The organism is Pseudomonas argentinensis (assembly GCF_001839655.2).
GTDB classification, from domain to species: Bacteria; Pseudomonadota; Gammaproteobacteria; order Pseudomonadales; family Pseudomonadaceae; genus Aquipseudomonas; species Aquipseudomonas argentinensis_B.
In genome coordinates, this window is record NZ_CP056087.1 from 2,070,725 (window position 1) to 2,093,940 (window position 23,216).

At 66.0% G+C, this 23,216-nt stretch carries 19 protein-coding genes; 12 read left to right on the forward strand and 7 right to left on the reverse strand.

The genetic code is table 11. From position 1 onward, the window contains the following. Nucleotides 1-29: 29 nt before the first annotated feature. On the reverse strand, nt 30-653 hold the full coding sequence (locus tag SA190iCDA_RS09180; protein WP_070886653.1) for a LysE family translocator: 624 nt from the start codon (nt 651-653) through the stop codon (nt 30-32). A 153-nt stretch (nt 654-806) separates the two neighbouring features. Continuing rightward, nucleotides 807-2,009, reverse strand: a complete 1,203-nt coding sequence (locus tag SA190iCDA_RS09185) for an NAD(P)/FAD-dependent oxidoreductase (protein ID WP_070886654.1) — start codon at nt 2,007-2,009, stop codon at nt 807-809. Nucleotides 2,010-2,151: 142 nt separating this feature from the next. Here SA190iCDA_RS09185 and SA190iCDA_RS09190 point away from each other — a divergent pair, with 142 nt between their 5' ends. Beyond that, nucleotides 2,152-3,654: a PLP-dependent aminotransferase family protein gene (locus SA190iCDA_RS09190; protein WP_070886897.1), complete on the forward strand. Its 1,503-nt coding sequence runs from the start codon at nt 2,152-2,154 to the stop codon at nt 3,652-3,654. Between the two features lie 163 nt (nt 3,655-3,817). Here SA190iCDA_RS09190 and SA190iCDA_RS09195 read toward each other — a convergent pair whose 3' ends face one another. From SA190iCDA_RS09195 to SA190iCDA_RS09205, 3 genes are read right to left on the reverse strand one after another with little or no spacing between them, the layout of a single operon-like run. Further along, nucleotides 3,818-4,162 (reverse strand): YdbL family protein, encoded by a 345-nt coding sequence (locus SA190iCDA_RS09195; protein ID WP_070886655.1) that lies wholly within the window; start codon nt 4,160-4,162, stop codon nt 3,818-3,820. A 10-nt stretch (nt 4,163-4,172) separates the two neighbouring features. Further along, on the reverse strand, nt 4,173-4,364 hold the full coding sequence (locus SA190iCDA_RS09200) for a YnbE family lipoprotein (protein ID WP_013792254.1): 192 nt from the start codon (nt 4,362-4,364) through the stop codon (nt 4,173-4,175). 14 nt (nt 4,365-4,378) lie between these two features. After that, nucleotides 4,379-6,979 (reverse strand): YdbH domain-containing protein, encoded by a 2,601-nt coding sequence (locus SA190iCDA_RS09205; RefSeq protein ID WP_070886656.1) that lies wholly within the window; start codon nt 6,977-6,979, stop codon nt 4,379-4,381. 523 nt (nt 6,980-7,502) lie between these two features. On the opposite strand from SA190iCDA_RS09205, the gene SA190iCDA_RS09210 reads away from it, so the two are divergent. After that, a complete protein-coding gene (locus tag SA190iCDA_RS09210; protein ID WP_083329830.1) occupies nt 7,503-7,910 on the forward strand; it encodes a tetratricopeptide repeat protein in 408 nt (135 codons plus the stop codon). A 57-nt stretch (nt 7,911-7,967) separates the two neighbouring features. Further along, on the forward strand, nt 7,968-9,455 hold the full coding sequence (gene rmuC / locus SA190iCDA_RS09215; protein ID WP_070886657.1) for a DNA recombination protein RmuC: 1,488 nt from the start codon (nt 7,968-7,970) through the stop codon (nt 9,453-9,455). A gap of 22 nt (nt 9,456-9,477) precedes the next feature. Here rmuC and SA190iCDA_RS09220 read toward each other — a convergent pair whose 3' ends face one another. Then, the gene (locus SA190iCDA_RS09220) at nt 9,478-9,816 is read right to left on the reverse strand and encodes an FKBP-type peptidyl-prolyl cis-trans isomerase (protein ID WP_070886658.1); all 339 of its coding nucleotides are present in this window, start codon (nt 9,814-9,816) and stop codon (nt 9,478-9,480) included. Between the two features lie 314 nt (nt 9,817-10,130). Beyond that, nucleotides 10,131-13,607 carry a hybrid sensor histidine kinase/response regulator gene (locus SA190iCDA_RS09225; protein ID WP_070886659.1) on the reverse strand — a complete coding sequence of 1,159 codons (3,477 nt, stop codon included), beginning with the start codon at nt 13,605-13,607 and terminating at the stop codon, nt 10,131-10,133. A 238-nt stretch (nt 13,608-13,845) separates the two neighbouring features. Between SA190iCDA_RS09225 and SA190iCDA_RS09230 the strand changes: the two genes are divergently transcribed. From SA190iCDA_RS09230 to SA190iCDA_RS09270, 9 genes are all read left to right on the forward strand, one after another. Further along, on the forward strand, nt 13,846-14,415 hold the full coding sequence (locus tag SA190iCDA_RS09230; protein WP_070886660.1) for a GNAT family N-acetyltransferase: 570 nt from the start codon (nt 13,846-13,848) through the stop codon (nt 14,413-14,415). 3 nt (nt 14,416-14,418) lie between these two features. Then, nucleotides 14,419-15,264: a helix-turn-helix transcriptional regulator gene (locus SA190iCDA_RS09235; protein WP_070886661.1), complete on the forward strand. Its 846-nt coding sequence runs from the start codon at nt 14,419-14,421 to the stop codon at nt 15,262-15,264. A gap of 324 nt (nt 15,265-15,588) precedes the next feature. Continuing rightward, nucleotides 15,589-16,299, forward strand: a complete 711-nt coding sequence (locus SA190iCDA_RS09240) for an AzlC family ABC transporter permease (RefSeq protein WP_070886662.1) — start codon at nt 15,589-15,591, stop codon at nt 16,297-16,299. Beyond that, the gene (locus SA190iCDA_RS09245) at nt 16,299-16,628 is read left to right on the forward strand and encodes an AzlD domain-containing protein (protein WP_070886663.1); all 330 of its coding nucleotides are present in this window, start codon (nt 16,299-16,301) and stop codon (nt 16,626-16,628) included. Before SA190iCDA_RS09240 ends, SA190iCDA_RS09245 begins: the two co-directional genes overlap by 1 nt. A gap of 134 nt (nt 16,629-16,762) precedes the next feature. Continuing rightward, a complete protein-coding gene (locus SA190iCDA_RS09250; protein ID WP_070886664.1) occupies nt 16,763-17,380 on the forward strand; it encodes a glutathione S-transferase family protein in 618 nt (205 codons plus the stop codon). A gap of 38 nt (nt 17,381-17,418) precedes the next feature. Beyond that, the gene (locus SA190iCDA_RS09255) at nt 17,419-19,485 is read left to right on the forward strand and encodes a pyridoxamine 5'-phosphate oxidase family protein (RefSeq protein WP_070886665.1); all 2,067 of its coding nucleotides are present in this window, start codon (nt 17,419-17,421) and stop codon (nt 19,483-19,485) included. A 46-nt stretch (nt 19,486-19,531) separates the two neighbouring features. After that, entirely contained in the window at nt 19,532-19,996 is a 465-nt protein-coding gene (locus tag SA190iCDA_RS09260; protein WP_070886666.1) for a DUF1348 family protein, read from the forward strand. A 352-nt stretch (nt 19,997-20,348) separates the two neighbouring features. Continuing rightward, on the forward strand, nt 20,349-21,239 hold the full coding sequence (locus SA190iCDA_RS09265) for a LysR family transcriptional regulator (protein ID WP_070886667.1): 891 nt from the start codon (nt 20,349-20,351) through the stop codon (nt 21,237-21,239). Between the two features lie 95 nt (nt 21,240-21,334). Beyond that, the gene (locus SA190iCDA_RS09270; RefSeq protein WP_070886668.1) at nt 21,335-23,209 is read left to right on the forward strand and encodes an MFS transporter; all 1,875 of its coding nucleotides are present in this window, start codon (nt 21,335-21,337) and stop codon (nt 23,207-23,209) included. Nucleotides 23,210-23,216 lie beyond the last annotated feature (7 nt).

The window sequence follows — 23,216 nt, forward strand, 5'->3', positions numbered from 1 at the left end:
GAGCATGGCCGTTACTGGTCAGGGCGCGGTCAGACCTTGGACAGCACGACCAGCATACCCAGCGCCAGAACGATCAACACCAGGCCCGAAAGCCGCTCGAGCAATGGCAGGGCGCGCTGGAAGCGATGCAGCAGGCGGCCATTGCCGATGGCCAGGGCCACCAGCAGGTCCCAGCCGAGCACCACGGTGAACATCCAGATGCCATAGAACGTCTTCCAGCCGGCACTGCTCTGGGCCCCCAGCATGCTCGCCAGGCTGACATAGAACAGCGCATTCTTGGGGTTGAGGACGCCGGACAGAAACCCCATGCCGGCCGCCTGCAGCCAGGTGCTTCGCCCGCCAGGCGGCGCCTCGCCGGGGGCCTGCAGCAGGCTGCTGCCGGCATGGCGGATGAACAGCATGCCCAGGTACAGCAGGTACAGGCAGCCGACCAGTTGCAGGGTGATGAACGGCGCGCTGCCCTGCTTCAGCACCGACACGCCGGTGAACGCCGCGACGATGAATACTCCATTGGCCACGGCAATGCCCAGACAGGCGCCGCTGGCGACCCGCCAACCCGCCGTCAGGGAGGTGCGGGCGACCAGGAAGAAATCCGGGCCGGGGGAAATCAGCGCCAGGAAGTGGGCGGCGGCAATGATCAAGAACTGCTGCATGGCGGGCGTCGCTCATCAGGAAAAGACGCCCGGAGTCTGTCGCTGCGTGCAGCGGCTGTATTGAAGAAAATCGTCAGCCTGCAGGCCAACGCCGCAAGGGCAGGCCCTTTGCGGATGCCGCCAGGCCGGGCCGGCATCGCGTGGGCAAGGCCGCTATGCCACCACCGGAATCAGCGGATCAGCCGCGGCCAGGGCGGTGGCGCGGACGGCGGCGGGCGGGTAGATCCACTCGGTATTGATCTGGGTTTTCAGCTGCTTGCCCTCGGCGCCGGTGAGCACCACCTTGCGCTCCCAGCCCTCACTGAATACCGCGCCCCACTCACCGAGATCCAGGCAGGTGACGTACTTGGGCTGGCGGTAGGCGATGGGGGCCACGCCGAGCAGGTCGGCGGCCGCATTGTTGCCGGCCGAGCGACCCAGGGCAATGGCATGCTGACAGCTCATCAGCGCGTGGTGGCCGTCATCGTCGACGGCGGCGAAGGCGGTGTCGCCGGCGGCGTACAGGTTCGCCAGCCCGGTAACTCTGAGGTTGCGATCCACATGCAGGCGGCCATGCCCATCGCGCTCGGCGGACAGCTGTGCGGTGAGAGGCGAGGCCTGCACGCCAACCGTCCAGATCACCGTCAGTGCTTCGATGCACTCACCGTTGGCGAGGATGACACCCCCGGCATCCACGGCGCTTACTGAAGTGCCCAGGTGCCAGGTAACGCCTTGCCTGGCGCTGGCCTCGGCGATGAGCGGCGCCATCTGGGCGCCCAGGCTGGCGCCGATGCGCTCGCCACGGTCGACCACGATCACGCGGATCGCCGTCTCGTCGCCAAGAATCGCCCGCAAGCGGGCCGGCAGCTCGGTGGCTGTCTCGATGCCGGTGAAGCCGCCGCCGGCGACCACCACGGTATTGCGGGCGAGGCTCTCCGGTAACTCGCCCAGGCCGTGCAGATGGTGCTCCAGGGCGATGGCATGCTCCAGGCTGTCGACATCGAAGGTCTGCTCGACGTCGCTCAGGGCCGGGCGCTTGACCTGGCTGCCGCTGGCCAGGATCAGGCGGCTGTAGCTCAGTTGCTGCTCTGCCTGGTGGCTATCGCGGTACGTCACGCACTGGCTGGCGCTGTCGATAGCGGTGACCCAACCCTGCACGAAGCGCACGTTCACGGCGGTGAACAATGCGTCGAGCGGTGCGTTCATGCGCGCCACATCCGCCTCGTAGAAGCGCGGGCGTACGTGCAGCTCGGCCTTTGGCGCGATCACGCACACCTCGATATCGTTGCGCCGTTGCAGGTCGAGCAGACGCGCGGCGCTGAGGGCGCTCCACAGGCCGGCGAAGCCTGTGCCGATCACTAGAATACGTTGTTTCATGGGCGAGTCCTCAAAGCGTTTGCCTGGCCGCCGCGTGGGCCGGGCGTCACACCAAATGGCGTGGTGAGCCGATTCTGTACTTGAAGTGGACCAGCGTATTGATCCATAAAGCCTCGACCCGATTGATCCAAGTGAGACGATGATGGCGCGCGAAAACCCTGGCCCTCTGGTGGTATCGCTGCCGCTCGGTGCGCCGCAACCGGGCGAGGGCCTGCAACGCTGGTTGTACGGCGCGTTGCGCGAGGCGATTCTCAGCAGCCGTCTACCGGCGGGCAGCCAGCTGCCGAGCACCCGTGCGCTGGCCGAGCATTACGGCATGGCCCGCGGCACCGCGCAGGCGGCGTACCAGCAACTGCAGTCCGAAGGCTACCTGGATACCGGCAGCGGCTATGGCACGCGGGTGTGCAGGGTGCTGCCGGATGCCACGCTGAACGCCGGTTATGTGCGCCGCCGCGTGCTGCCCGCCGCGGAGCAGCAGCGCGATGCGCCGGATACGCTGTGGGCGCAACGCCTGCAGGCGGAAAAACCGATCTTCATGGGCAGCGGCGCTCAGCCTGGGCTGCGGCCGTTCTTTCCGCACCGGGGCGACGTGCTGGCATTTCCCATCGACCTGTGGCGCAAGCTGCATACCGCCCATCTGCGCCCATCGCGCCTGTTGGACATGCTCGATGCCGACCCGGCCGGTTTGCCCGCGCTGCGCAGCGCCATCGCCCAGTACCTGGCGATTGCCCGTGGCGTGCGGGTGGGCGCCGAGCGCATCGTGATTCTTGGCAGCGTGCAGCAGGCCCTGGACCTGACCTTGCGGCTGGTGGTGGCGCCTGGCGAACGGGTGTGGATGGAAGACCCCGGCTACCCCGGCGCGCGGCAGTTGATGAAGGCCAGCGGCGTGGCGCTGGTCGATGTGCCGGTGGACCGCCAAGGTCTGCAGGTCGAGATGGCCATGGGCATGGCGGCGGATGCGCGGCTGGCCTATGTGACGCCCTCGCACCAGGCGCCGCTGGGCGGCGAGCTGTCACCGGCGCGGCGCCTGGCGTTGCTGCGCTGGGCCAGCGAGCAGGGCAGCTATATCTTCGAGGACGACTACGACAGCGAGTACCGCTTCGTCGCCAAGCCCATCCCGGCGCTGCGCAGCCTGGCCGGCGGCGATGCCTCGGTGATCCTCGCCGGTACCTTCAGCAAGCTGCTGTTTCCGTCCCTGCGCCTGGCTTACGTGGTGCTGCCGCCGCAGTTGGTGGAAGGCTTCACGCGGCTGGTGTCGCTGACCGCGCGGCATGCCAACAGCCTGGGCCAGGCGGTGCTGGCGGATTTTATCGAGCAGGGGCATTTCGACCGTCACCTGCGCCGCATGCGCAAACTCTATGCGGCGCGGGCCGAGGCCTTCGCCGAGGCCGCCGAGCGGCACTGGCAGGGGCTGATCGAGGTGCCACCGATACGCGCCGGGCTGGATGTGGTCTGCCGTCTGCACGGCATCGATGAAGGCGAGGCCCAGGCGCGCCTGGCCGAGGTGGGTATCGACGTGCTGCCCTTGCAGCACTATTGCGTGAAGACCCAGGCACCCGGGCTGGTGATGGGCTTTGCGGCGTACACCGAAGCGGCCATCGACGAGGCTGCCAGGGCCGTGGCGCGGCTGCTTCGACGCCTCTGAAAGCGGCTCAGCCCGCGACGATGATCACGGTGATACAGCAAACACTATGCGGGCAATCCAGGGCGTCGTGAGCCAGGCCATGGTGGCGCCGGTACCCTGACCTCGCTCAGCCGCCGATTGCCGGGGCTGGGGAAGCGCTCGCTACGGCGAGCACTCGGCACGGTTACTTGCGGCGCCACTGACCCTGCTGCTGGATGTACTGGCCAGCGGGGGTCTTGTCGATGGCCTTCTGGCCGGCGATGGTTTCCACGTCGCTGAGCTGGATGCCGTTCTGCTGGGCGAGCTTCTGGTATTCGGCGCGGCGTGCGGCATTGATCAGCTTGGCGATCTCGTCGGCCTGGCCGCCGGCCTTGACCACGCCAAGGTAACCATTGGGCATTTCACCCAGCTGGCCGCTGGCCTTGGCATCGCCCAGGGCGGACATCGCCTCGTTGAGGCTGATGGCATGGGCCGGCAGGCTCAGGCTGAGCAGCAGCAACAGGCCGGCGAAGGGTTTGATCAGGTTCATGCGTGGCTCCTCAGAACAGTCCGCTGGATTCACTGAACATGCTGTCCAGCGCCTTATCCACCTTGATATAGATCTCGTGCTCGATCTTCACATTCAGGTTGATGTTGATCGGCTCGTTGGGCATCGCCAGCTGTACCGTCGGGGTACAGGCTGTGGTCAGCAGCCCCAGCAGCAGGGCGGTGATGCAACTACGCAAGCGCATGGCGCTTCTCCTCGTCAAGGCTCCTTGGGGGCGGTGTTGCGCTGCAGCATTCGCTGCTGCACGCGCCGCGTGATGATGTCGTTGACCCGGTCGGTCAGCTGCAGGCTGGCGAGCAGGTTGGGAATGTCCTCCTCCAGGTTGATGTTGAAGTGAATCGGCCGGCCGTTCTCGATGGCCGGGTTCTGCCCTTCCAGGCGCATGCCCAGGGTCAGCGTGCCGTGCTGATCATAGTCGACCGCGCTGTGCAGGGTGGTGAAGCGGAAGTCCTCCAGGGACTGGGTCACCAGCTGCATCGCCGGGTTGCTGCGGCCCAGGGCCTTGATCCTCTCCGAGCTGAACTGCAGGTATCCGCCGGGCTGGCGGGCGGCGATATGGCCGTTATCGATCTCGATACCGTTCGGGCCCAGGCGCACCGGCAGGTCGCCGTCCAGGGTGCCGCTGCCGGCCAGACCTTCAGCGGGGTAGAGGACGAACAGCTGCTGGAGTTCCAGGCCGCGGACCTGGATTGGAAACAGCTGATTAGCGGCGGCCAGGTTCCATTGTCCTGGGGTGAGGGTGACCTGGCCTCCCATCAGCGCGGAGCGCGCCAGGTTGACCTCCAGCTGGCCCTTGGCAGCAGCGGCCAGCGGCGCGCCATAACGCACTCGCGCTTCGAGGGGGCCGATCGGCAGGCCGGGGTTGGCCTGCTGGATTTTCAGTTCCGGGATGTACAGCTCGAAGCGCTGGCGCGCCAGCTTGAACTGCAGGCGGGTGTCAACGCCGCTGAGCTCCGTGCGGTCGTAGATGCCGCCCAGGCCGTTGCCGGCCAGGTTCAGGTCGAGGTCTGCTGCGCTGCTGCCGGAGGCCAGCGTCAGGTTGGCGTCGGCATTCAGGCGGCCACTGTCGAGCTCGAGCAGCTCGGGCCATTGCACCAGGGTCTTGGCCAAGGGGTTGCCGGAGCGCAGGAACAGCTCGCCGAGGGTGGCCTTGAGCTGCAGGTTCTGCTGCGCATCGAGGCCGGCATCCAGGTCGAGCTGCAGTTCGCTGTCGTTGCCCAGTTTGCCTTGCAGGGTACCGGCCCCATCGGCGGCGGCCAGCTGGCCTTGCAAACGCCAGCCCTGGGGCTTGAGGTTGGCCTGTTCCAGGCGCGCTATGCTCAGGTTCAGCGGGCCGGTGAATTGCCAGCCCTGCAGGGCACCCGCCTGCAGCGCCAGCCTGAGGTCGCTGCCGCCAAGATCGGCCTGCAGCTTTTGCGCGCCCAGCGCGGCGCCTTTCAGGCTGGCGGCCTGCAACTGCGAACCCTGGGCAAGGCTCAGCTCGATTGCGCTGGCATCAGCGTAACCGGCCAGATTCAGCTCGCTGCTCAGCTCGGTGGCTTGCCAGCCGGCCTGGTTCGCCCTGGCGGTGCGCGTGGTCAGGCGCGTATCGGCGAACTGCAGCGCCCAGGGCGCCGAACTGGCGACGGCGACGCGGCCTTGCAGATCCAGGCGCGTGGTGCCGCGCAGTGCAGCCGTCACCTGCAAGGGCAGGCTGCGCTCGGCCAATTCGGGGCGCAGGTTGGTGAGCGCCGTATCCGCTTGCACCTGCACGTGCAGGGAGTCGCTGCGCAGTTCCGGCGGCAGCGCCGTCAGCCAGTCGGGGTTGGGCTCGCTGAGCTGCAGATCGGCCTCGACGCGACTGGCGATCCACTGCTGGCCTCGATTGTGCGCCGCCAGGGCCAGTTGCCCCTGCAGCAGGCCGATGCCAGGCACCGGCCAGGGCTCTGGCAGATTGCCGTGCACCTCGAACCGGCCGCTGGCTGCCAGCACATTGTTCACCTCCAGCTGGCGGCGTGGCAGGTCGAGCTGCCAGGCGCCTTCGAGGCCGGCCGCGCCGGGTGCTGCCGGCCATTGCCTACCTTCGGGTAATGCCCAGGCGCTCAGCAGGTCGTGCAGCGCGGCGGCCTGGGTAAGATCACTGGCGTCGAGCTGGCCCGACCAGGTCAGGCCCTCGCCGTGCTGCTGCAGGTGGCTGGTCAGGGTCGCTTGCGGCTGCTGGTCCACCGCCAGGGTCAACTGCAGCTCGAGCGCGTCGGGGCCTGGTTCGAGGTCGAGCGCGGCGCTCAGGATCTGCGCCTGCTGAGTGAGGTTCACGCGCAGGGCGATGGGTTGAGCTTCACTGCGCTGCAGATCCAGGCTGCCGCTGGCGATGCATTGCCCGCGGGCACAGGGCAGGGTGGCCTCGACATGCGCGATCCTCAGGCTGCGTGGCAGCAGGGCCAGCGGCGCCGCCAACTGCTGCAGATCAAGGTCGGTCGACGGCGTGGCGGTTGGGGCGTCTTGCTGTGCCGGTTGCCAGCCGAGCGATAAACGGTCGATAGCCACATGCCGCCAGAACGGCAGGCTGAACGCGAAGTCGCGCCAGGCCAGGTCGAGGCCATGGCCGTATAGCTCCAGGGTGCCAGCACCGCTGCGCTGGCGCAGCGCCAGGCTATCGATGCGCAGGCCCGCGCCCGAGATCGAGGCGCCGTGCCAGTCGAGGGTTTCGATACCGCTGCGCTGCAACAGGTAGCGGCCACCCAGATAAACGGCGACTACCAGCATCAGCAGCAGGGCAAATGTGACGGACAGTCGCAGCCAGACGCGGCGGCTGAGCATGGGCGTGGGTCCCTAAACGGATCAATTCGCGACGGTAACCCGAAGTGATCGAGGCTGCCAAACCGGGCGCGCCTGATTGGTGCTTCAGACTTCTGTGGCATGCAGATGACAGGGTCGGATTTGGTGCACGGCCTGCACGCCCCGCCCGTCGCGGCGTGCCGCCTTGTCAAGGCTGATTTTGCCCCGCAAAGGCGCATATTTCCGACCTGATTGCGGGACTTGTGCACAATCGCGAGGCAGCTTGTCAAGCTGCATAATGCCTCTTGCTAAAACCTCGCCAATAGCGTAAGTGCAAAGATAAGTTTATGAAAAATATAGACTTTTTTATATGGTGAAAAAATGAGCAGTTTGAGCGCAAGGCCCATTTCATCAGTGTTAGGAGGTATTTCGCCCACCATACCCACAAAGTTATCCACAGCTTCTGTGGATTGTCATGCGCAGCCGCTCTGCCACGGGCCAGGGCTTTACCTGTGAATAAAAAAGAGTAGAGTGGCGCGCCTGTTCAGAACCCTGCTTTAGTCTTATGCCCCGCGTTTTACCCCGCAGCGAATTCCACACCCTCCCAGTACGTACCCAGGTTCCCGTTCGTGTCGCCACCTGGCTGCTCGATAGCCCACGACTGGGCGAGGCGCCCAGCGTGAAACGCATCGCGGGCCGTCTGCTCAAGCAGCCTGCGCGCCAAGGCGTGGTTCAGGCGCAGAGCCGGCTGGGGCAGATGCTCTGCCGCGAGTGCGGCAATACACGCGACCGCCGCATCGGTCTGGAGCTGCTGCGCCAGGCGGCGCGTGCCGGCGACGGCCTGGCTCAGCTGGAGCTGGGCCGTCTGTACTGCCAGCCGCGTACCCTCGAGCCGGAGCAGGCCCGGCACTGGTTGGAGCTGGCGGCGCTGCAGGGGCACGACGAGGCGCGAGACCTGCTCCAGCGTCTGTAGCCGCTGCCGAGCAGCCAGCGCGGTTATACTGCCCGGCAGTCTTGCCTGGATGCCTTTATGCCTTTCGATCTCCTGACCCTGTTGCCGGCTGTTCTGGCCGGCGCACTGCTGGCCGCCGTTCCGTTATGGCTGCGCATGGCCGCCGCCCTGCGCCAGGCCGAGGAGATGCGCCTGCAGTCGGGCCTGGCCCAGGAACGCATGAATGCAGCGCAGCTGGCCCAGGCCGGCTTGAGTGCGCAACTGGACACCTGCCGCGACGAGCTCGCCGAGATCCTCGAGATCAAGGCCGACCAGCAGGCCGAGTTGGCGGCCCTGCGCCGCGAAACCCAGCTGTTGCAGAACGGCCTGCAACTGGCCCGCGAGCAGCTCGAGGGTGCCCAGGCGCTGCGCGAGCGCCAGGAAACCGAACTGCGCCGCCTGGATAGCGAGCGAGCGGGGTTGGCCGCCGAGCTGCATGAGCAGCAGGAAAACCATCAGCAGCGTCTCGAGGATCTGCAGGGCGCCCGCGATGCCCTGCGCGCGCAGTTCGCCGAGCTGGCCGGCAAGATCTTCGACGAGCGAGAGCAGCGCTTTTCGGAAACCAGCCAGCAGCGCCTCGGCCAGCTGCTCGACCCGCTCAAGGAGCGCATTCAGGCCTTCGAGAAGCGGGTCGAGGAGAGCTACCAGCAGGAGGCGCGCGAGCGCTTTTCTCTCGGCAAGGAGCTGGAGCGCCTGCAGGGGCTCAACCAGCGCCTGAGCGAGGAGGCGATGAACCTCACCCAGGCGCTCAAGGGCCAGAAGACCCAGGGCAACTGGGGCGAGCTGGTGCTCGAACGGGTGCTCGAGCATGCCGGGCTGCAGAAGGGCCGCGAGTACCACACCCAGGTCAGCCTGAAGAGCGCCGAGGGCGAGCGCTTCCAGCCGGACGTGCTGATCCAGCTGCCGGGCGACAAGCAGGTGGTGGTCGATGCCAAGGTCAGCCTCACCGCCTATCAGCAGTACGTGTCGAGCAACGAGGAAACGGCGCGGCAGCTGGCCCTCAAGCAACACGTGCTATCGTTGCGTAGCCACCTCAAGGGCCTGTCGCTCAAGGATTACCAGCACCTCGACGGGCTGCACAGCCTGGATTTCGTGCTGCTCTTCGTGCCCATCGAAGCGGCCTTCGCGGCGGCCTTGCAGGCCGACCCGGGGCTGTTCCAGGAGGCCTTCGACCAGCATATCGTGATCGTCAGCCCGACCACGCTGCTGGCCACCCTGCGGGTGATCGACAGCCTGTGGCGCCAGGAGCGGCAGAGCCAGAACGCCCGGGAAATCGCCGAGCGGGCAGGGGCGCTGTACGACAAGTTCGTGGCCTTTATCCAGGATCTGGACGAAGTCGGCCTGCGCCTGCAGCAGCTCGACAAAGCCTATGCCGGCGCGCGTAACAAACTGGTGGACGGACGCGGCAACCTGATCAGCCGCGCCGAAAACCTCAAGCTGCTCGGCGCCCGGGCCAGCAAGAGCCTGCCGCCGGAGCTGCTCGAGCGTGCCGCCGGGCTGCCGCTCGATGAGTTGGAGCCGGACTGAGCCCGGGGCGTTTGCCATTGGCTCAGTCGTCCCGCGTCAACACTTCCAACAGTTCGATTTCAAAGTTCAGGTTCGAGTTGGGCGTGATCGCGCCCATCGAACGCTCGGCATAGGCCAGGTGCGCCGGCACGAACAGCCGGCGCTTGCCACCGACCTGCATGCCCATCAGGCCCTGATCCCAACCCTTGATGACCCGCCCGGTGCCGATCACGCACTGGAACGGCTTGCCCCGCGAATAGGACGAGTCGAACTCGGTGCCGTCTTCCAGCCACCCGCGGTACTGGGTAGTGATCAAGGCGCCCTTGACCACCGCCTTGCCATCACCGGGGTGGATGTCTTCGATACGTAGTTCTTCGCTCATTTTCGTGGTTCCAATCGTGCAGAGGGCCGCGTTTTCGCAGGAAATGCGGGGCTTTGCAACAGCGGTTCAGCGAACCACTGAGGAAGCGGGCGGCGACGCCTAGTTCATGCCCGCGATTCGCGCGCATGGCGCGCTCCCACAGAAGCGGGGCGTTATCGTTTTTGTATTTGATGGCTTCGGCGCATCGGTTGGGGGCAAAAGAGGAGATTTTCACGGGGGCCGATCACCGTGGGAGCGGGCCATGCCCGCGAAAGAATCACGGGTATCAACTAGGCGTGCCCGTCCATTCCCACAGCTGGTGCACCACTGGCTGCTTACTGCCGCGGCAAATGCCGGCTGATCAACGCCCGCAGCGCCGCGGGTTTCACCGGCTTGGGCAGAAAATCCAGGCCCGCGGCATGCACCTGGGCGATCAGTTCGGGGCGGCCGTCGGCGCTGATCACCACGCCGGGTACCGGCTCGCCCAGGCGGGTGCGCAGCCAGGCCATCAGCTCGGTGCCGGTATCGCCTTCGTCGAGGTGATAATCCACCAGCGCCAGGTGCGGGCGTACGTCCTCGTCGAGCAGTTGCTCGCATTCGGCCCTGGTGCGCGCCGACCACACCTGGCAGCCCCAGCGCGACAGCAGGCTGTGCATGCCGGTGAGGATGCTTTCCTCGTTGTCGATGCACAGTACCTGGGTGCCGGTGAGCAGTTGGCCGTTGCCCTCGGGGCGCACCCGCTGGGCTACCGGGGCCTGGCTGCGGGCGATCGGCACGGTGACGCTGAACACGCTGCCCTTGCCCGGCCAGGAGCGCACTTCCAGGCTGTGGCCGAGCACCCGGCACAGCCCGTCGGCGATGGCCAGGCCGAGGCCCAGGCCTTTTTCGGCGCGGGTCTGGTGGCTGTCCAGGCGCTTGAATTCCTCGAAGATGGTCTGTCGCTTGTCTTCGGGAATGCCCGGGCCGCGATCCCAGACCTCCAGGCGCAGCTGCCCGCCCTGGCGGCGCACGCCGAGCAGTACGCGACCCTTGGCATAACGGAAGGCGTTGGTCAGGAAGTTCTGCAGTATGCGGCGCAGCAGCTTGCTGTCGCTGTCTACCCGCAGCCTGCTGCCCTGCATATGAAAGTCGACGCCATGCTCGGCGGCCAGCACCTTGAATTCGGCGCCCAGGGTGTCGAACAGGCTGTTGAGTACGAAGGGGTTGCGATCCGGGGTGATGCGGCCGTTTTCCAGGCGCGAGATGTCCAGCAGATCGCTGATTAGGTCCTCGGCCGAGCGCAGCGAGCTGTCGAGGTGGCGCACCAGTTCCTGGGCTTCCTTGGGCAACGCCTCTTCCTGGTGGGAGAGGGCGGCGGAGAACAGCCGGGCGGCGTTGAGCGGCTGCATCAAATCATGGCTGACCGCCGCCAGAAAACGGGTTTTCGAGGCGTTGGCCGCTTCGGCCACCCCGGTGGCGGCGGTCAGCGCTTTGTTCAGTTGCGACAGCTCATGGGTGCGCTCGGCGACGCGCTGCTCGAGGCCCTCGTTGGCGGCCTTGAGGGCGCGTTCGGCTTCGCGGAATTCGGTGATGTCGGTGAAGCTCATGACGAAGCCGCCACCGGGCATGGGGTTGCCGATCAGCTCGATGACCCGGCCATTGGGAAACACCCGCTCGTAGCTGTGGGCGGTGCCCTGGCGCATCCAGTACAGGCGCTTGGCGACGCTCTCCTCGACGTCGGCGCTGCCAAGCATGCCGCGCTCGGCGTTGAAGCGAATGATCTCGGCGATCGGCCGGCCGACGCAGATCAGCCCCTCGGGATACTCGAAGATTTCCAGGTAACGCTGGTTCCAGGCCACCAGGCGCAGGGACTGGTCGACCACGCTGATGCCCTGGCTGATGTTCTCGATGGCGCCCTGCAGCAGGGCGCGGTTGAACTGCAGCACCTCGCTGGCTTCGTCGACGATGCGCACCACGTCCTCGACCTGCATGTCGCGGCCTTCGATGGCGGCCTTGACCACCGCGCGGGTCGACGAGGCGCCGAGCACGCCGGCGAGCAGGCGTTCGGTGTGGGCGATCCATTCGCTGTTGGCCGGTTGTGCCGAGTTGAAGGCTTTGCCCTGGCGCCGGGCGAAGTGGCTGAAGCTGTCCAGTGCGCGTTCTTCGCCGACGAAGCGGCCGGCGAGCAGCAACAGGTCGTTGACCTGCACCGCCAGGGCGCCACGGCCGCCCTGTTTGCTGCCGAAGTCGTGGTTGACGAAGCGCCCGGCCTGCCAGTGTTCGGACACCCGGGTGCGCGAGAAGAACGATACCCAGGCGAACAGCGTCAGGTTGCCGGCCAGCGACAGCACCACACCGCGGGTCAGGGCGTCGACTTCGAAGCCGATCGGTGCGTAGAGCAGGGTGCGCAGGCCGGGAAAGATATCCAGCGGCCAGCCAAGGCCACGGGCCAGCACCGGCAGCACCAGGGTGTAGATCCACAAGGCTGCGCCGGTGATCAGCCCGGCGAATACGCCGCGGCGGTTGGCCTGTTTCCATACCAGGGCGCCAAACATGGCCGGCGCCAACTGGCCGATGGCGGCGAAGGAGATTTGCCCGATGGTCGCGAGACTCGCGTTGGTGCCGAGCAGCCGATAGCACACGTAGGCGAGCAGCAGGATCAGCACGATGCTCACCCGCCGCGCCGTGAGCATCCAGTGGCGGAACGCCTCGAACGGTCGCTCGGTGCTTTTGCGGTGCAGCAGCCAGGGCAGCAGCATGTCGTTGGAAATCATCGTCGACAGCGCCACCGAGGCGACGATCACCATGCCGGTGGCCGCGGAGGCGCCGCCGATAAAGGCCAGCAGGGCCAGGGCCGGGTGGGCTTCGGCGAGCGGCAGGCTGATCACGAAGGAGTCCGGGCTCACCCCGCCGGGCAGCAGCATCTGCCCGGCCAGGGCGATGGGGATCACGAACAGCGCGGCCAGCAGCAGGTACAGCGGGAACACCCAGCGCGCCAGGCGCAGGTCACGGGGGTCGGTGTTCTCCACCACGGTGACGTGGAACTGCCGCGGCAGGCAGACGATGGCGATCATTGCCATGCCGGTCTGCACCAGCATCGCTGGCCAGTTCACCGCCTCGGCCCAGTACGCCTCCAGTTCGGCGCTGCGTTGCGCCTGGCTGAACAGGTCGCCGAAGCCGTTGTACAGCCCGTAGGTGACGAAGGCGCCGACGGCGATGAAAGCCAGCAGCTTGACCAGGGATTCGAAGGCGATGGCCAGCACCATGCCGCGGTGGTGCTCGGTAACGTCCAGGTTGCGGGTGCCGAACAGGATGGTGAACAACGCCAGGATCACCGAGACGATCAGTGCGGTGTCCTGGGCGCGGGTGCCGGCGGGGTCGGTTTCCGAGCCGATCAGCAGATTCACGCCCAGCACGATGCCCTTGAGCTGCAGGGCGATGTAGGGCAGCACGCCGACCAGGCAGATCAGCGCGACGACGATGGCCAGGGACTGCGATTTGCCATAGCGCGCGGCGATGAAATCGGCGATCGAGGTGATGTTTTCCTGCTTGCTGATCAGCACCATCTTCTCGATCACCCAGGGGGCGAACAGCAACAGCAGCATCGGCCCCAGGTAGATGGGCAGGAACGACCACAGCTGTTCGGCGGCCTGGCCGACGGCGCCGAAGAAGGTCCAGCTGGTGCAGTACACCGCCAGCGACAGCGAGTAGACCCAGGCGCGAACCCTGGGCGGCAGCGGTTTGCGGCGGCGGTCACCGTAGAAGGCAATGGCGAACAGCACGGCCATGTAGAGCAGGGCGACTGCAGCGATAAGCCAACTGGACAGCGACATGCAGACTCCACGAAAACATGAGGGTGGTGAGGCGAGCGCATCCTGGCCTGCCTGCGCTGGCGGTTTGCGCTCACCTGCCTAGTGTCGCAGCAAAGCGGCGTAGCGTCAGGCGCTACCAAGGTCGCAGGGGCATGGGGGCGGGTTTGCGGCACCCTGTGCTCACTTGTTTTTAGGCAGACAGGCCGGTTGTTCGGTGAGAAACTGCCCCGCCTGGCAGCGTCGCACGTGGAGAAAAACGATGTTCAAGCCGCAATTGATCACCCTGCAGCGCGGTGCCCTGCGCATCGAACCGTTGCTCGATGGCGATATTCCGGCGCTGGTCAGCCTGGCTGAAGCCAACCGCGAGGAACTGCTCTACATGAGCGGCACCCAGCGCCTGGATTGGTATCGCCTGGCTTTGCAAGAGCAGCGTGAGGAGCGCGCCTTGCCCTTGGTGATTCGCCTCGCCGATCAGGTGGTCGGCACCACGCGGTTCGCCGACTTCATGCCGACCCTGCCGGCCGTGGAAATCGGCTGGACCTGGCTGGACGCCGCCCAGCACGGCACGGGCCTCAATAACATGGTCAAGTACCTGATGCTGCGCCACGCCTTCGAAAGCTGGCAGATGGTGCGCGTGCAGCTGAAAACCGCGGCCAGCAACCTGCGCGCCCAGCGCGCCATCGAAAAGCTCGGCGCCATCCGCGAGGGGCTGCTGCGCAACCATCGGCGCCTGGCCGACGGGCGCCTTGACGACACCGTGCTGTACAGCATCACCGACCAGGAGTGGCCGCTGGTCAAGGCCGGACTGGAGGCACGCTTCGGCGTGTGAGCCATGCCTACCGGCGAGCGCATCCGCTTTTGGGAAAGCCCCGCACTGGCCGGTGTCGAACTGCTGCAGGCGCGCTATATCAAGCAGCGCTTCACCCCCCACGTGCACGAAGGCTTCGTGTTCACCGTGATCGAGGGCGGCGCCCAGCGCTTTCGCCATCGTGGCGCCGACCACCTGGCGCCGATTGGCAGCATGGTGTTGATCAACCCCGATGAAGTGCACACCGGCTCGGCCGCCCACGAGCAGGGCTGGTTCTATCGAGCGTTCTACCCGGCCCCGGCACAGGTCAGCGGTGTGCTCGACGAGCTCGGGCTGGCGCAACGCGGCTTGCCGTCGTTCGCCGCCAGCGTGCTGCAGGATGTGCAGTTGCACCAGGCGTTCGGCCAGCTGCATCGCTTGCTCGACAGCGACGCCAGCGTGCTGCAACAGCAGACCGCCTGGCGCGAGACGCTGCTGCTGCTGCTGTTCCAGCGCCATGCCGGCGTCAGGCAGGCGCCAACGCCTGGCCAGGAGCCACGGGCGGTAAGCCTGGCCAAGGAGCTCTTGGCCGCGCGCCTGGGCGAGCCACCGACACTGGAAGCATTGGCGGCTGCGGTGAACCTCTCGCCGTTTCACTTCGCCCGGGTATTTCGCCGCGCCACCGGCCTGCCGCCCCATGCCTGGCTGCAGCAACGCCGCCTGGAGCGGGCACGGGCGCTGTTGCGTAATGGCTGCGCGCCGCTGAGCGTGGCGCTGCAGCTGGGCTTTGCCGACCAGAGCCACCTGACGCGGCAGTTCAAGCAGGTGTATGGCGTGGGCCCCGGCGAGTACCGCAAGGCCTGCCATCGCAGCCCCGTAGCCTGTGGTTGAGCGCAGCGATACCCAGGGCCGAATAACGGTCGCTGGCTCGGCAACAATCGACCTGCGTATTACCTGTGGGAGCGGGCCATGCCCGCGATTTTTCGCGCGCATGGCGCGCTCCCACAGGTACTACGCTGACGCTGTTTTTGCCTATCGACACTGATTGGGAGAGAGCAGGTTGCTGGTTGCCCCATCCTGGGTATCGCTGCGCTCAACCCAGGCTACCTGGTGTGCGAACTGCGCAAGATCGTTCAAGACAGCCGGTGCAGGCTGGGCTAGCCTGATGCGCTCCTGATCGCCCACAAGCGGTCTTTCCAGCCAAGCGACCAGCCGATGTCCCGATACCAAGAATTCTTCCAGGGCCTGCGCGACATGCTGCCGATGCTGCTGGGCGCCATGCCGTTCGGCATCATCTACGGCAGCCTGGCCGGCGCCGCCGGGCTCGACGCCTGGCAGACCATCGGCATGTCGGTGCTGGTGTTCGCCGGCTCCGCCCAGTTCATCGCCGTTAGCCTGCTGACCGGTGGCGCCACCCTGGCGGTACTGTGGCTGACCACCCTGGTGGTCAACCTGCGCCATGCGCTGTACAGCGCCACCCTGCAGCCGTTCGTGCGCCATCTGCCCAAGCGCTGGCGCATGCCGCTGGCCTTCTGGCTGACCGACGAGGCCTTTGCCGTGGTGCAGCAGCGTTACGCGCGAAACGACGACTCGCCAGACAAGCACTGGTACTTCCTTGGCGCCGGCCTGGCCATGTACGGCAACTGGATCACTTGCACGCTGATCGGCCTGCTGTTCGGCCAGGCGGTGCCGAACCTTGCTGCCTGGGGCCTGGATTTCGCGATGATCGCTACCTTCGTCGGCATCGTCGTACCCATGTTGCGCAACCGTCCGCAGGTCGCGGCGGCGCTGGTAGCGGCAGTCACGGCGCTGATCTTTCATGACCTGCCGTACAAACTCGGGCTGATGGCCGCTGCCTTTGCCGGCATCGTCGTTGGCGTGGCGCTGGAGCGTTATCAACGGCCGCTGCAGGAGGAGCTCTGCTGATGGAAAACTGGATCCTGATCTTCGGCATGCTGGCGATCACCTTCGCCTCCCGCTACAGCCTGTTCGCCTTTCCCGACCTGCGCTTTCCCGGGGCGGTGCGCCAGGCGCTGCATTACGTGCCGACCGCGGTGCTCACCGCCATCGTGGTACCCGCCATGCTGCTGCCGGACGGGCGCAACTGGGCGCTGAGCTGGGACAACGCCTACCTGCTGGCGGGCCTGGCGACCATCGTGATTGCCGTGGTGACCCGCCATCTGTTGGCGACCATCGGCGGTGGGCTGCTGATTTTCTTCAGTCTGCGCTGGGCGCTGGGCCAGTTGCCTATCTGATGTGAAACCGGATTGTTCCAGTTATCGCAATAAAGTAGTGCCAACAACACCTATTCCTCAAAACGCCACTTGGTCGCAAGCTGGTTGCACGGATCGGGACTTCTCCCGGCCCACCGTCAACCAGGAGCCGACCCATGAAAATCCATCACGTCCCCCTGTCCGGCCATGCCCATCGCGCCGTTCTGTTTGCCTCACTGCTGGGCCTCGAGCCCGAACTGGTCGAGATCGACCTGGCCGGCGGTGCCAACAAACAGCCCGAGTTCCTTGCGCTCAACCCCTTCGGCCAGGTGCCGGTGCTGGAAGACGACGGCGTGGTGGTCGCCGACTCCAACGCCATCCTCGTTTACCTGGCCAAGAAGACCGGGCGCACCGACTGGCTGCCGGAAGATCCCGCTGGTGCGGCGGCGGTGCAGCGTTGGCTGTCCGTGGCCGCCGGCGAACTGGCTTACGGGCCTTGCGCGGCGCGCCTGATCACGGTATTCGGCGCCGATTTCAACGCCGAGGAAGTGATCGCCCGCGCCCATGTGCTGCTCGCCCGCCTGGAGCGTCACCTGAGCGATCGCCAGTGGCTGGCCGCCGATCATCCGACCATCGCCGACGTGGCGTTGTACAGCTACCTGGCCCGGGCGCCGGAAGGCAACGTCGACCTGTCGGCCTACGGGCAGGTCCGCGCCTTTCTGGCGCGCATCGAAGCGTTGCCGGGCTTCGTCGCGATTCCCGAGACAGCTGCCGGGCTGACCGCCAACGCCTGAGCATCCATGCCGCCGCCGCCGCTACCGGGAGAACAGCCATGAGCGACCTGACGAGCACGCCCGCCACCTGGCACCAGGGCGAAACCTTCATCCAGGAAAAACTCGGTGTCGCCGAACGGATGGCAGCGGTCGGCAAGCGTGTGGTGCGCGACTTCATGCCCGACCAGCACCGCGAGTTCTACGCCCAGCTGCCGTTTATCGTGGTGGGCAGCGTGGATACCCAAGGCGACCCCTGGGCCGGCATGCTCGAAGGGCAGGCCGGTTTCATGAGCTCGCCGACACCTACCACGCTGGATATTGCGGCCCGCGCAAACTCAGGTGATCCGGTCGGGCAGGGCATGGCCGAGGGCGCGGCGGTCGGGCTGCTGGGTATCGAGCTGCACACCCGTCGCCGTAACCGCATGAATGGTGTGGTGGCGGCAGGCGGACAGGGCCTGCGGGTAGCGGTCGAGCAAAGTTTCGGCAACTGCCCGCGTTACATCCAGCAGCGCGACTTCACCCTTGCCCGTGATCCGGCGGCGACGTTCGTTGGCGAGGTCGATGAATTGCCGGCGCTGGATGCTGCGGCGCGGGCGTTGATCGAAGGGGCGGATACCTTTTTCGTGGCGACCTATGCCGAGGTCGAAGGGCGGCGCCAGGTGGACGTTTCGCACCGTGGCGGCAACAGCGGCTTCGTGCGCATCAATGCCGACGGCACCCTGACCATCCCGGATTTCAACGGTAACCTGTTCTTTTCCACCCTGGGCAATATCGTGCTCAACGGCAAGGCCGGCCTGCTGTTCGTGGATTTCGCCACGGGTGATGTGCTGCAACTGAGCGGCGATGCCGAGGTGATTTTCGATTCAGCGGAGATTGGCGCATTCCAGGGCGCCGAGCGGCTGTGGGCGTTCCGGGCTCGGCGGATAGTGCGTCGCCCGGGTGCCACGGCCCTGCGCTGGGCGCTACGTGAGGATGGTTGGGCGGACAGCTCTCTGCTCACCGGCAATTGGCAGCAGGCTGCTGACCGGTTGCGCGCCGCCCGGTACGCCACGCAATGGCGGCCGATGAAGATCGTGCGCGTCGCTCAGGAAAGCCAGTCGATCCGCTCGCTGCATCTCGAGCCCGTCGACGGCGCCGGGCTGCTGCCGTACCTGGCTGGCCAGCACCTGCCGATTCGGTTGCAGCTTGGCGCGGATGAAAGGCCGCTGATTCGCACCTACACCCTGTCGGTGGCGCCGTCCGATGGCCTCTATCGGATCAGCGTCAAGCGTGAAGGGCGGGTGTCGCAATTCATCCACGATCAGCTGCGCGAGGGCGACCTGATCGAAGCCCGCGCACCGGCAGGGGCGTTCATCCTCGATGCACAGCAGGAGCGCCCGCTGGTGCTGCTGGCTGGTGGCATTGGCATCACGCCGCTGCTGGCGATGCTGCGTCATGTGGTTTACGAAGGCTGGCGCCAGCAGCGGATCAGGCCGGTCACCCTGTTCTACGCCGCGCGTTCGAAAGCCGAGCGTGCCTTTGATGGTGAGCTGGCCGATCTGGTCGCTGCCGCTCAAGGCGCTATAAGGTTGGTGCGGGTGCTCAGCGACACCTCGGGCGCCGAGCCAGGTGTCGATTACGACACGGCGGGACGTATCGATATGGCCCTGTTGACCCGCTACCTGGCCTTCGACGATTACGCCTTCTACCTGTGCGGGCCGCCGGCCTTTACCCAGGGACTGTATGACGGCCTGCGTGGCTACAACATTGCCGATGGGCGCATCCATGCCGAGGGCTTCGGGCCGGCGTCCCTGGCTCGGCGTCCCGACCGGCCGGTGGTGGCCGCCGTGACGCGGCCGCCCGCCACCGAGCCGGTGGCGGTGTTGTTCACCGAGTCGCTGAAGGAGGGGCGCTGGACGCCGGGCTCCGGCAGCTTGCTGGAGCTGGCCGAGGCTAGAGGCCTGGCGCCTGAATTCAGCTGCCGGGAAGGCTCCTGCGGCACCTGCAAGACCCGCCTGGTGAAAGGCGCGGTGAGTTACCTGAAAGAACCCAGCGCCCCGCACGGCGACGACGAAGTGCTGATCTGCTGCGCCGTACCGGCCCAACCGCAGGGCGCCGATGATAAGCGCCTCGAGCTGGCGCTCTGACATTCACCCAATACCTGTGTTCTTAACGTAAATGAGGAGTTCTGCCATGTCCCGTCCACCGCTGCCTCCGTTCAATGAGCAGTCCGCCATCGAAAAGGTGCGCCTGGCCGAAGACGGCTGGAACAGCCGCGACGCCGCCAAGGTGGCGCAGGCCTATACCGTCGATACCCGCTGGCGCAACCGCGTCGAGTTCGTCAGCAACCGCGCCGAGGCAGAAGCCTTCCTGACCCGCAAATGGAACCGCGAACTCGACTACCGGCTGATCAAGGAACTGTGGGCTTTCACCGGCAACCGCATCGCCGTGCGCTACGCCTACGAGTACCGCGATGACAGCGGCCAGTGGTTCCGCGCCTACGGCAACGAGAACTGGGAATTTGCCGAGGACGGCCTGATGCGCGCCCGCCACGCCAGCATCAACGAACAACCGATCAGCGAGGCCGAGCGCAAGTTTCACTGGCCGCTGGGGCGCCGGCCGGATGACCACCCCGGGCTTAGCAGTTTCGGATTCTGAAAGCCTGTTCACGCGCTTTTATAAGCGTATAAAGCTCGGCGCCGGTAGCAGGCAGGGATTGCTACAAGGCAAATGCGGCCGGTCGTGCTGCGATTTCAAACCTGCTCATATTGGTGGGCTGAAGCCCACCCTACGAGGCTGGCACGATCTGTAGGGTGGGCTTCAGCCCACCACTGCAAATGGCCGCTCCTGCCACGTTCCTGCCGCTGGTTTTGCTTTCCAGAATCAGCCTTGAGTGATCCTGAACGCGCTATGCGTATGCAGTTGTGCCCCCACTCGGCGCCATCAGATACGGCATACTCCCTTGGCTGCGCCACCAGTGCAGCCAGCGCTTGAGCAGAGGAGTGGGCAGATGGATCGTTGGCAGGCGATGCGGGTATTTGTGAAGGTTGCGGAAACCGGCAGTTTCGCCAGCACGGCGCGGCAGATGCACATGAGTGCGCCAGCGGTGACGCGCATCGTTGCCGGCCTCGAGGACCTGATCGGTGCACGGTTGCTGGTGCGCACCACACGCTCGGTGAAGACCACCGACGCGGGCAGCCGCTACCTGCAGGACTGCCGGCGCATTCTCGGTGATATCGCCGAGGCGGAACTGGCCGCGGCCGGCCATTACGCCGAGCCGTCGGGCACCCTGGCCATCACCGCAGCGTCGATGTTCGGCCATCTGCACGTGTTGCCACTGGTGCTCGATTACCTGGATGCCTACCCGGGCATGCATGCGCGGACCTTTTTCGTCGACCGCCCGGTGAATATCGTCGATGAAGGCATCGACGTGGCGATTCGTATCGGTCACCTGGCGGACTCGGGCTTCACCGCCATTCAGGTCGGCTCGGTGCGCCGGGTGATCTGTGCGGCGCCGTCCTACCTGGAAAAGTATGGCGTGCCCGCCACGCCCGCCGATCTCAAGCATCACCGTATCGTCGTCTCGCAAAGTGCCTGGGCTTCGCCGGAGTGGCGCTTTGCCGAGGGGCAGCGGGTGCTGGTCGATCCGCTGTTGCAGTGCAACACCAACGAGTCGGCCATCGCCACGGCGCGCGCTGGCTGGGGGCTGACCCGGGTGCTGAGCTATCAGGCCGGCCCATCGTTGCAGGAGGGGGCGCTGCAGATCGTGCTCGATGCATTCGAGGAGCCGCCGCTGCCGATTCACGTGTTGTACCCCGAAGGCCGCCAGGCACCGGCCAAGGTGCGTGCGTTTGTTGACCTGGCGGTGGCGCGCCTGCGTGGCAACCCGCTGTTCAACTGAAGAGGCGCAGCGGTCGACAAAAATCGGCGCGGCTGTGGCTTTGCTCGAGCCGTTGCAGTCCAATGCTCATCGAATCCGCATAAGGAAAGGTCTCGATGAGTCAGCAATCGCAATTCGCTCTGCTGAAAAGCCGGCGCTTCCTGCCGTTCTTCATCACCCAGTTGCTCGGTGCGTTCAACGACAACATCTTCAAGCAGTCGTTGATCCTGGCGATTCTCTTCAAGCTCAGCCTCGACACGGACCGCGACCTGCTGGTCAACGTCGCCGCCATGCTGTTCATCCTGCCGTTTTTCCTGTTTTCCGCCCTTGGCGGCCAGTTCGGCGAGAAGTTCGCCAAGGACTGGCTGATCCGCCGGCTCAAGTTCTTCGAGATCTTCATCATGGGCGTCGGTGCGGCGGGTGTGCTGCTCGGCAACCTGGCGCTGATGCTCGGCGTGCTGTTCACCATGGGCCTGCAGTCGGCGCTGTTCGGCCCGGTGAAGTACTCGATCCTGCCCCAGGCGCTCAAGCCCGAAGAGCTGGTCGGCGGCAACGCGCTGGTGGAAATGGGCACCTTCCTGGCGATCCTGGCGGGCACCATCGGCGCCGGTCTCATGCTCACCAGTGCGCATTACGGGGTGATCGTCGCCGCCTCGGTGGTGCTGGTGGCGGTGCTCGGCTACCTGTCGGCGCGGAGCATTCCGCGGGCCAGTGCCGCGCTGCCCGATCTGGCACTGGACTGGAACATCTTCCGGCAAACCTGGCTGACCCTGCGCATGGGCCTGACCCAGCCCAAGGCGGTGTCGCGCTCGCTGGTCGGCAACTCGTGGTTCTGGTTTCTCGGCGCGGTGTACCTGACGCAGATCCCGGCCTATTCCAAGGAATGGCTGCATGGCGACGAAAGCGTGGTCACCCTGATCCTAACCGTGTTCTCGGTGGGCATCGCCCTGGGCTCGATGCTCTGCGAACGGATGAGCGGGCGCAAGGTGGAGATCGGCCTGGTGCCGTTCGGCTCCATCGGCCTGTCGGTGTTCGGTATTGTGCTCTGGGCGGCCTCGGGCGGTATTCCCGAGGCGGCGCAGCCCTACGACTGGCTGGCGCTGCTGGGTTTTGGCCACGCCTGGTGGGTGCTGGGCTCGATTCTCGGCATCGGTGTGTTCGGCGGTTTCTACATCGTGCCCTTGTATGCACTGATCCAGTCGCGCACCGCCGAGAACGAGCGGGCCCGGGTGATCGCCGCCAACAACATCCTCAACGCAGCGTTCATGGTGGTGTCGGCGCTGGTGTCGATCCTGTTTCTCAGCGTCGCCGGGCTGTCGATCCCCCAGCTGTTCCTGGTCATTTCGCTGATGAACGTGGCGGTGAACAGCTACATCTTCAAGATCGTCCCAGAGTTCACCATGCGTTTCCTGATCTGGATGCTCGGCCACTCGATGTACCGGGTGTCGCACAAGGGGCTCGATTCGATTCCAGAAGAGGGCCCGGCGGTGCTGGTGTGCAACCACGTGTCGTTCGTCGATGCGCTGCTGATCGGTGGCGCGGTGCGGCGGCCGGTGCGCTTCGTCATGTACTACAGGATCTACAACCTGCCGGTGCTCAACTTCATCTTCCGCACCGCCGGCACGGTGCCGATTGCCGGGCGCAGCGAGGACCTGCTGGTGTTCGATGCGGCGTTCAAGCGCATCGGCGAATACCTGCGCGACGGTGAACTGGTGTGCATCTTCCCCGAGGGCAAGCTGACCGCCGATGGCGAGATCGACGAATTCAAGGCCGGCGTCGAGCGCATCCTGCAGGACAACCCGGTGCCGGTGATCCCCATGGCGCTGGGCGGACTATGGGGCAGCTTCTTCAGCCGTGACCCGCAAAAGGGGCTGTTCCGCCGCTTCTGGTCGCGGGTCGACCTGGTGGCGGGGGCGCCCATCGAGGCGGCTGCGGCGACCCGCCAGGTGTTGCAGGCAGAGGTGCAGGCGCTGCGTGGGGATAATCGCTGAGCTGGAA

Coding starts and splice junctions, on each gene's coding strand:
- SA190iCDA_RS09180 (WP_070886653.1), bottom strand. CDS start 653: ATGCAGCAGTTCTTGATCATTGCCGCCGCCCACTTCCTGGCGCTGATT.
- SA190iCDA_RS09185 (WP_070886654.1), bottom strand. CDS start 2,009: ATGAAACAACGTATTCTAGTGATCGGCACAGGCTTCGCCGGCCTGTGG.
- SA190iCDA_RS09190 (WP_070886897.1), top strand. CDS start 2,152: ATGGCGCGCGAAAACCCTGGCCCTCTGGTGGTATCGCTGCCGCTCGGT.
- SA190iCDA_RS09195 (WP_070886655.1), bottom strand. CDS start 4,162: ATGAACCTGATCAAACCCTTCGCCGGCCTGTTGCTGCTGCTCAGCCTG.
- SA190iCDA_RS09200 (WP_013792254.1), bottom strand. CDS start 4,364: ATGCGCTTGCGTAGTTGCATCACCGCCCTGCTGCTGGGGCTGCTGACC.
- SA190iCDA_RS09205 (WP_070886656.1), bottom strand. CDS start 6,979: ATGCTCAGCCGCCGCGTCTGGCTGCGACTGTCCGTCACATTTGCCCTG.
- SA190iCDA_RS09210 (WP_083329830.1), top strand. CDS start 7,503: ATGCCCCGCGTTTTACCCCGCAGCGAATTCCACACCCTCCCAGTACGT.
- rmuC (WP_070886657.1), top strand. CDS start 7,968: ATGCCTTTCGATCTCCTGACCCTGTTGCCGGCTGTTCTGGCCGGCGCA.
- SA190iCDA_RS09220 (WP_070886658.1), bottom strand. CDS start 9,816: ATGAGCGAAGAACTACGTATCGAAGACATCCACCCCGGTGATGGCAAG.
- SA190iCDA_RS09225 (WP_070886659.1), bottom strand. CDS start 13,607: ATGTCGCTGTCCAGTTGGCTTATCGCTGCAGTCGCCCTGCTCTACATG.
- SA190iCDA_RS09230 (WP_070886660.1), top strand. CDS start 13,846: ATGTTCAAGCCGCAATTGATCACCCTGCAGCGCGGTGCCCTGCGCATC.
- SA190iCDA_RS09235 (WP_070886661.1), top strand. CDS start 14,419: ATGCCTACCGGCGAGCGCATCCGCTTTTGGGAAAGCCCCGCACTGGCC.
- SA190iCDA_RS09240 (WP_070886662.1), top strand. CDS start 15,589: ATGTCCCGATACCAAGAATTCTTCCAGGGCCTGCGCGACATGCTGCCG.
- SA190iCDA_RS09245 (WP_070886663.1), top strand. CDS start 16,299: ATGGAAAACTGGATCCTGATCTTCGGCATGCTGGCGATCACCTTCGCC.
- SA190iCDA_RS09250 (WP_070886664.1), top strand. CDS start 16,763: ATGAAAATCCATCACGTCCCCCTGTCCGGCCATGCCCATCGCGCCGTT.
- SA190iCDA_RS09255 (WP_070886665.1), top strand. CDS start 17,419: ATGAGCGACCTGACGAGCACGCCCGCCACCTGGCACCAGGGCGAAACC.
- SA190iCDA_RS09260 (WP_070886666.1), top strand. CDS start 19,532: ATGTCCCGTCCACCGCTGCCTCCGTTCAATGAGCAGTCCGCCATCGAA.
- SA190iCDA_RS09265 (WP_070886667.1), top strand. CDS start 20,349: ATGGATCGTTGGCAGGCGATGCGGGTATTTGTGAAGGTTGCGGAAACC.
- SA190iCDA_RS09270 (WP_070886668.1), top strand. CDS start 21,335: ATGAGTCAGCAATCGCAATTCGCTCTGCTGAAAAGCCGGCGCTTCCTG.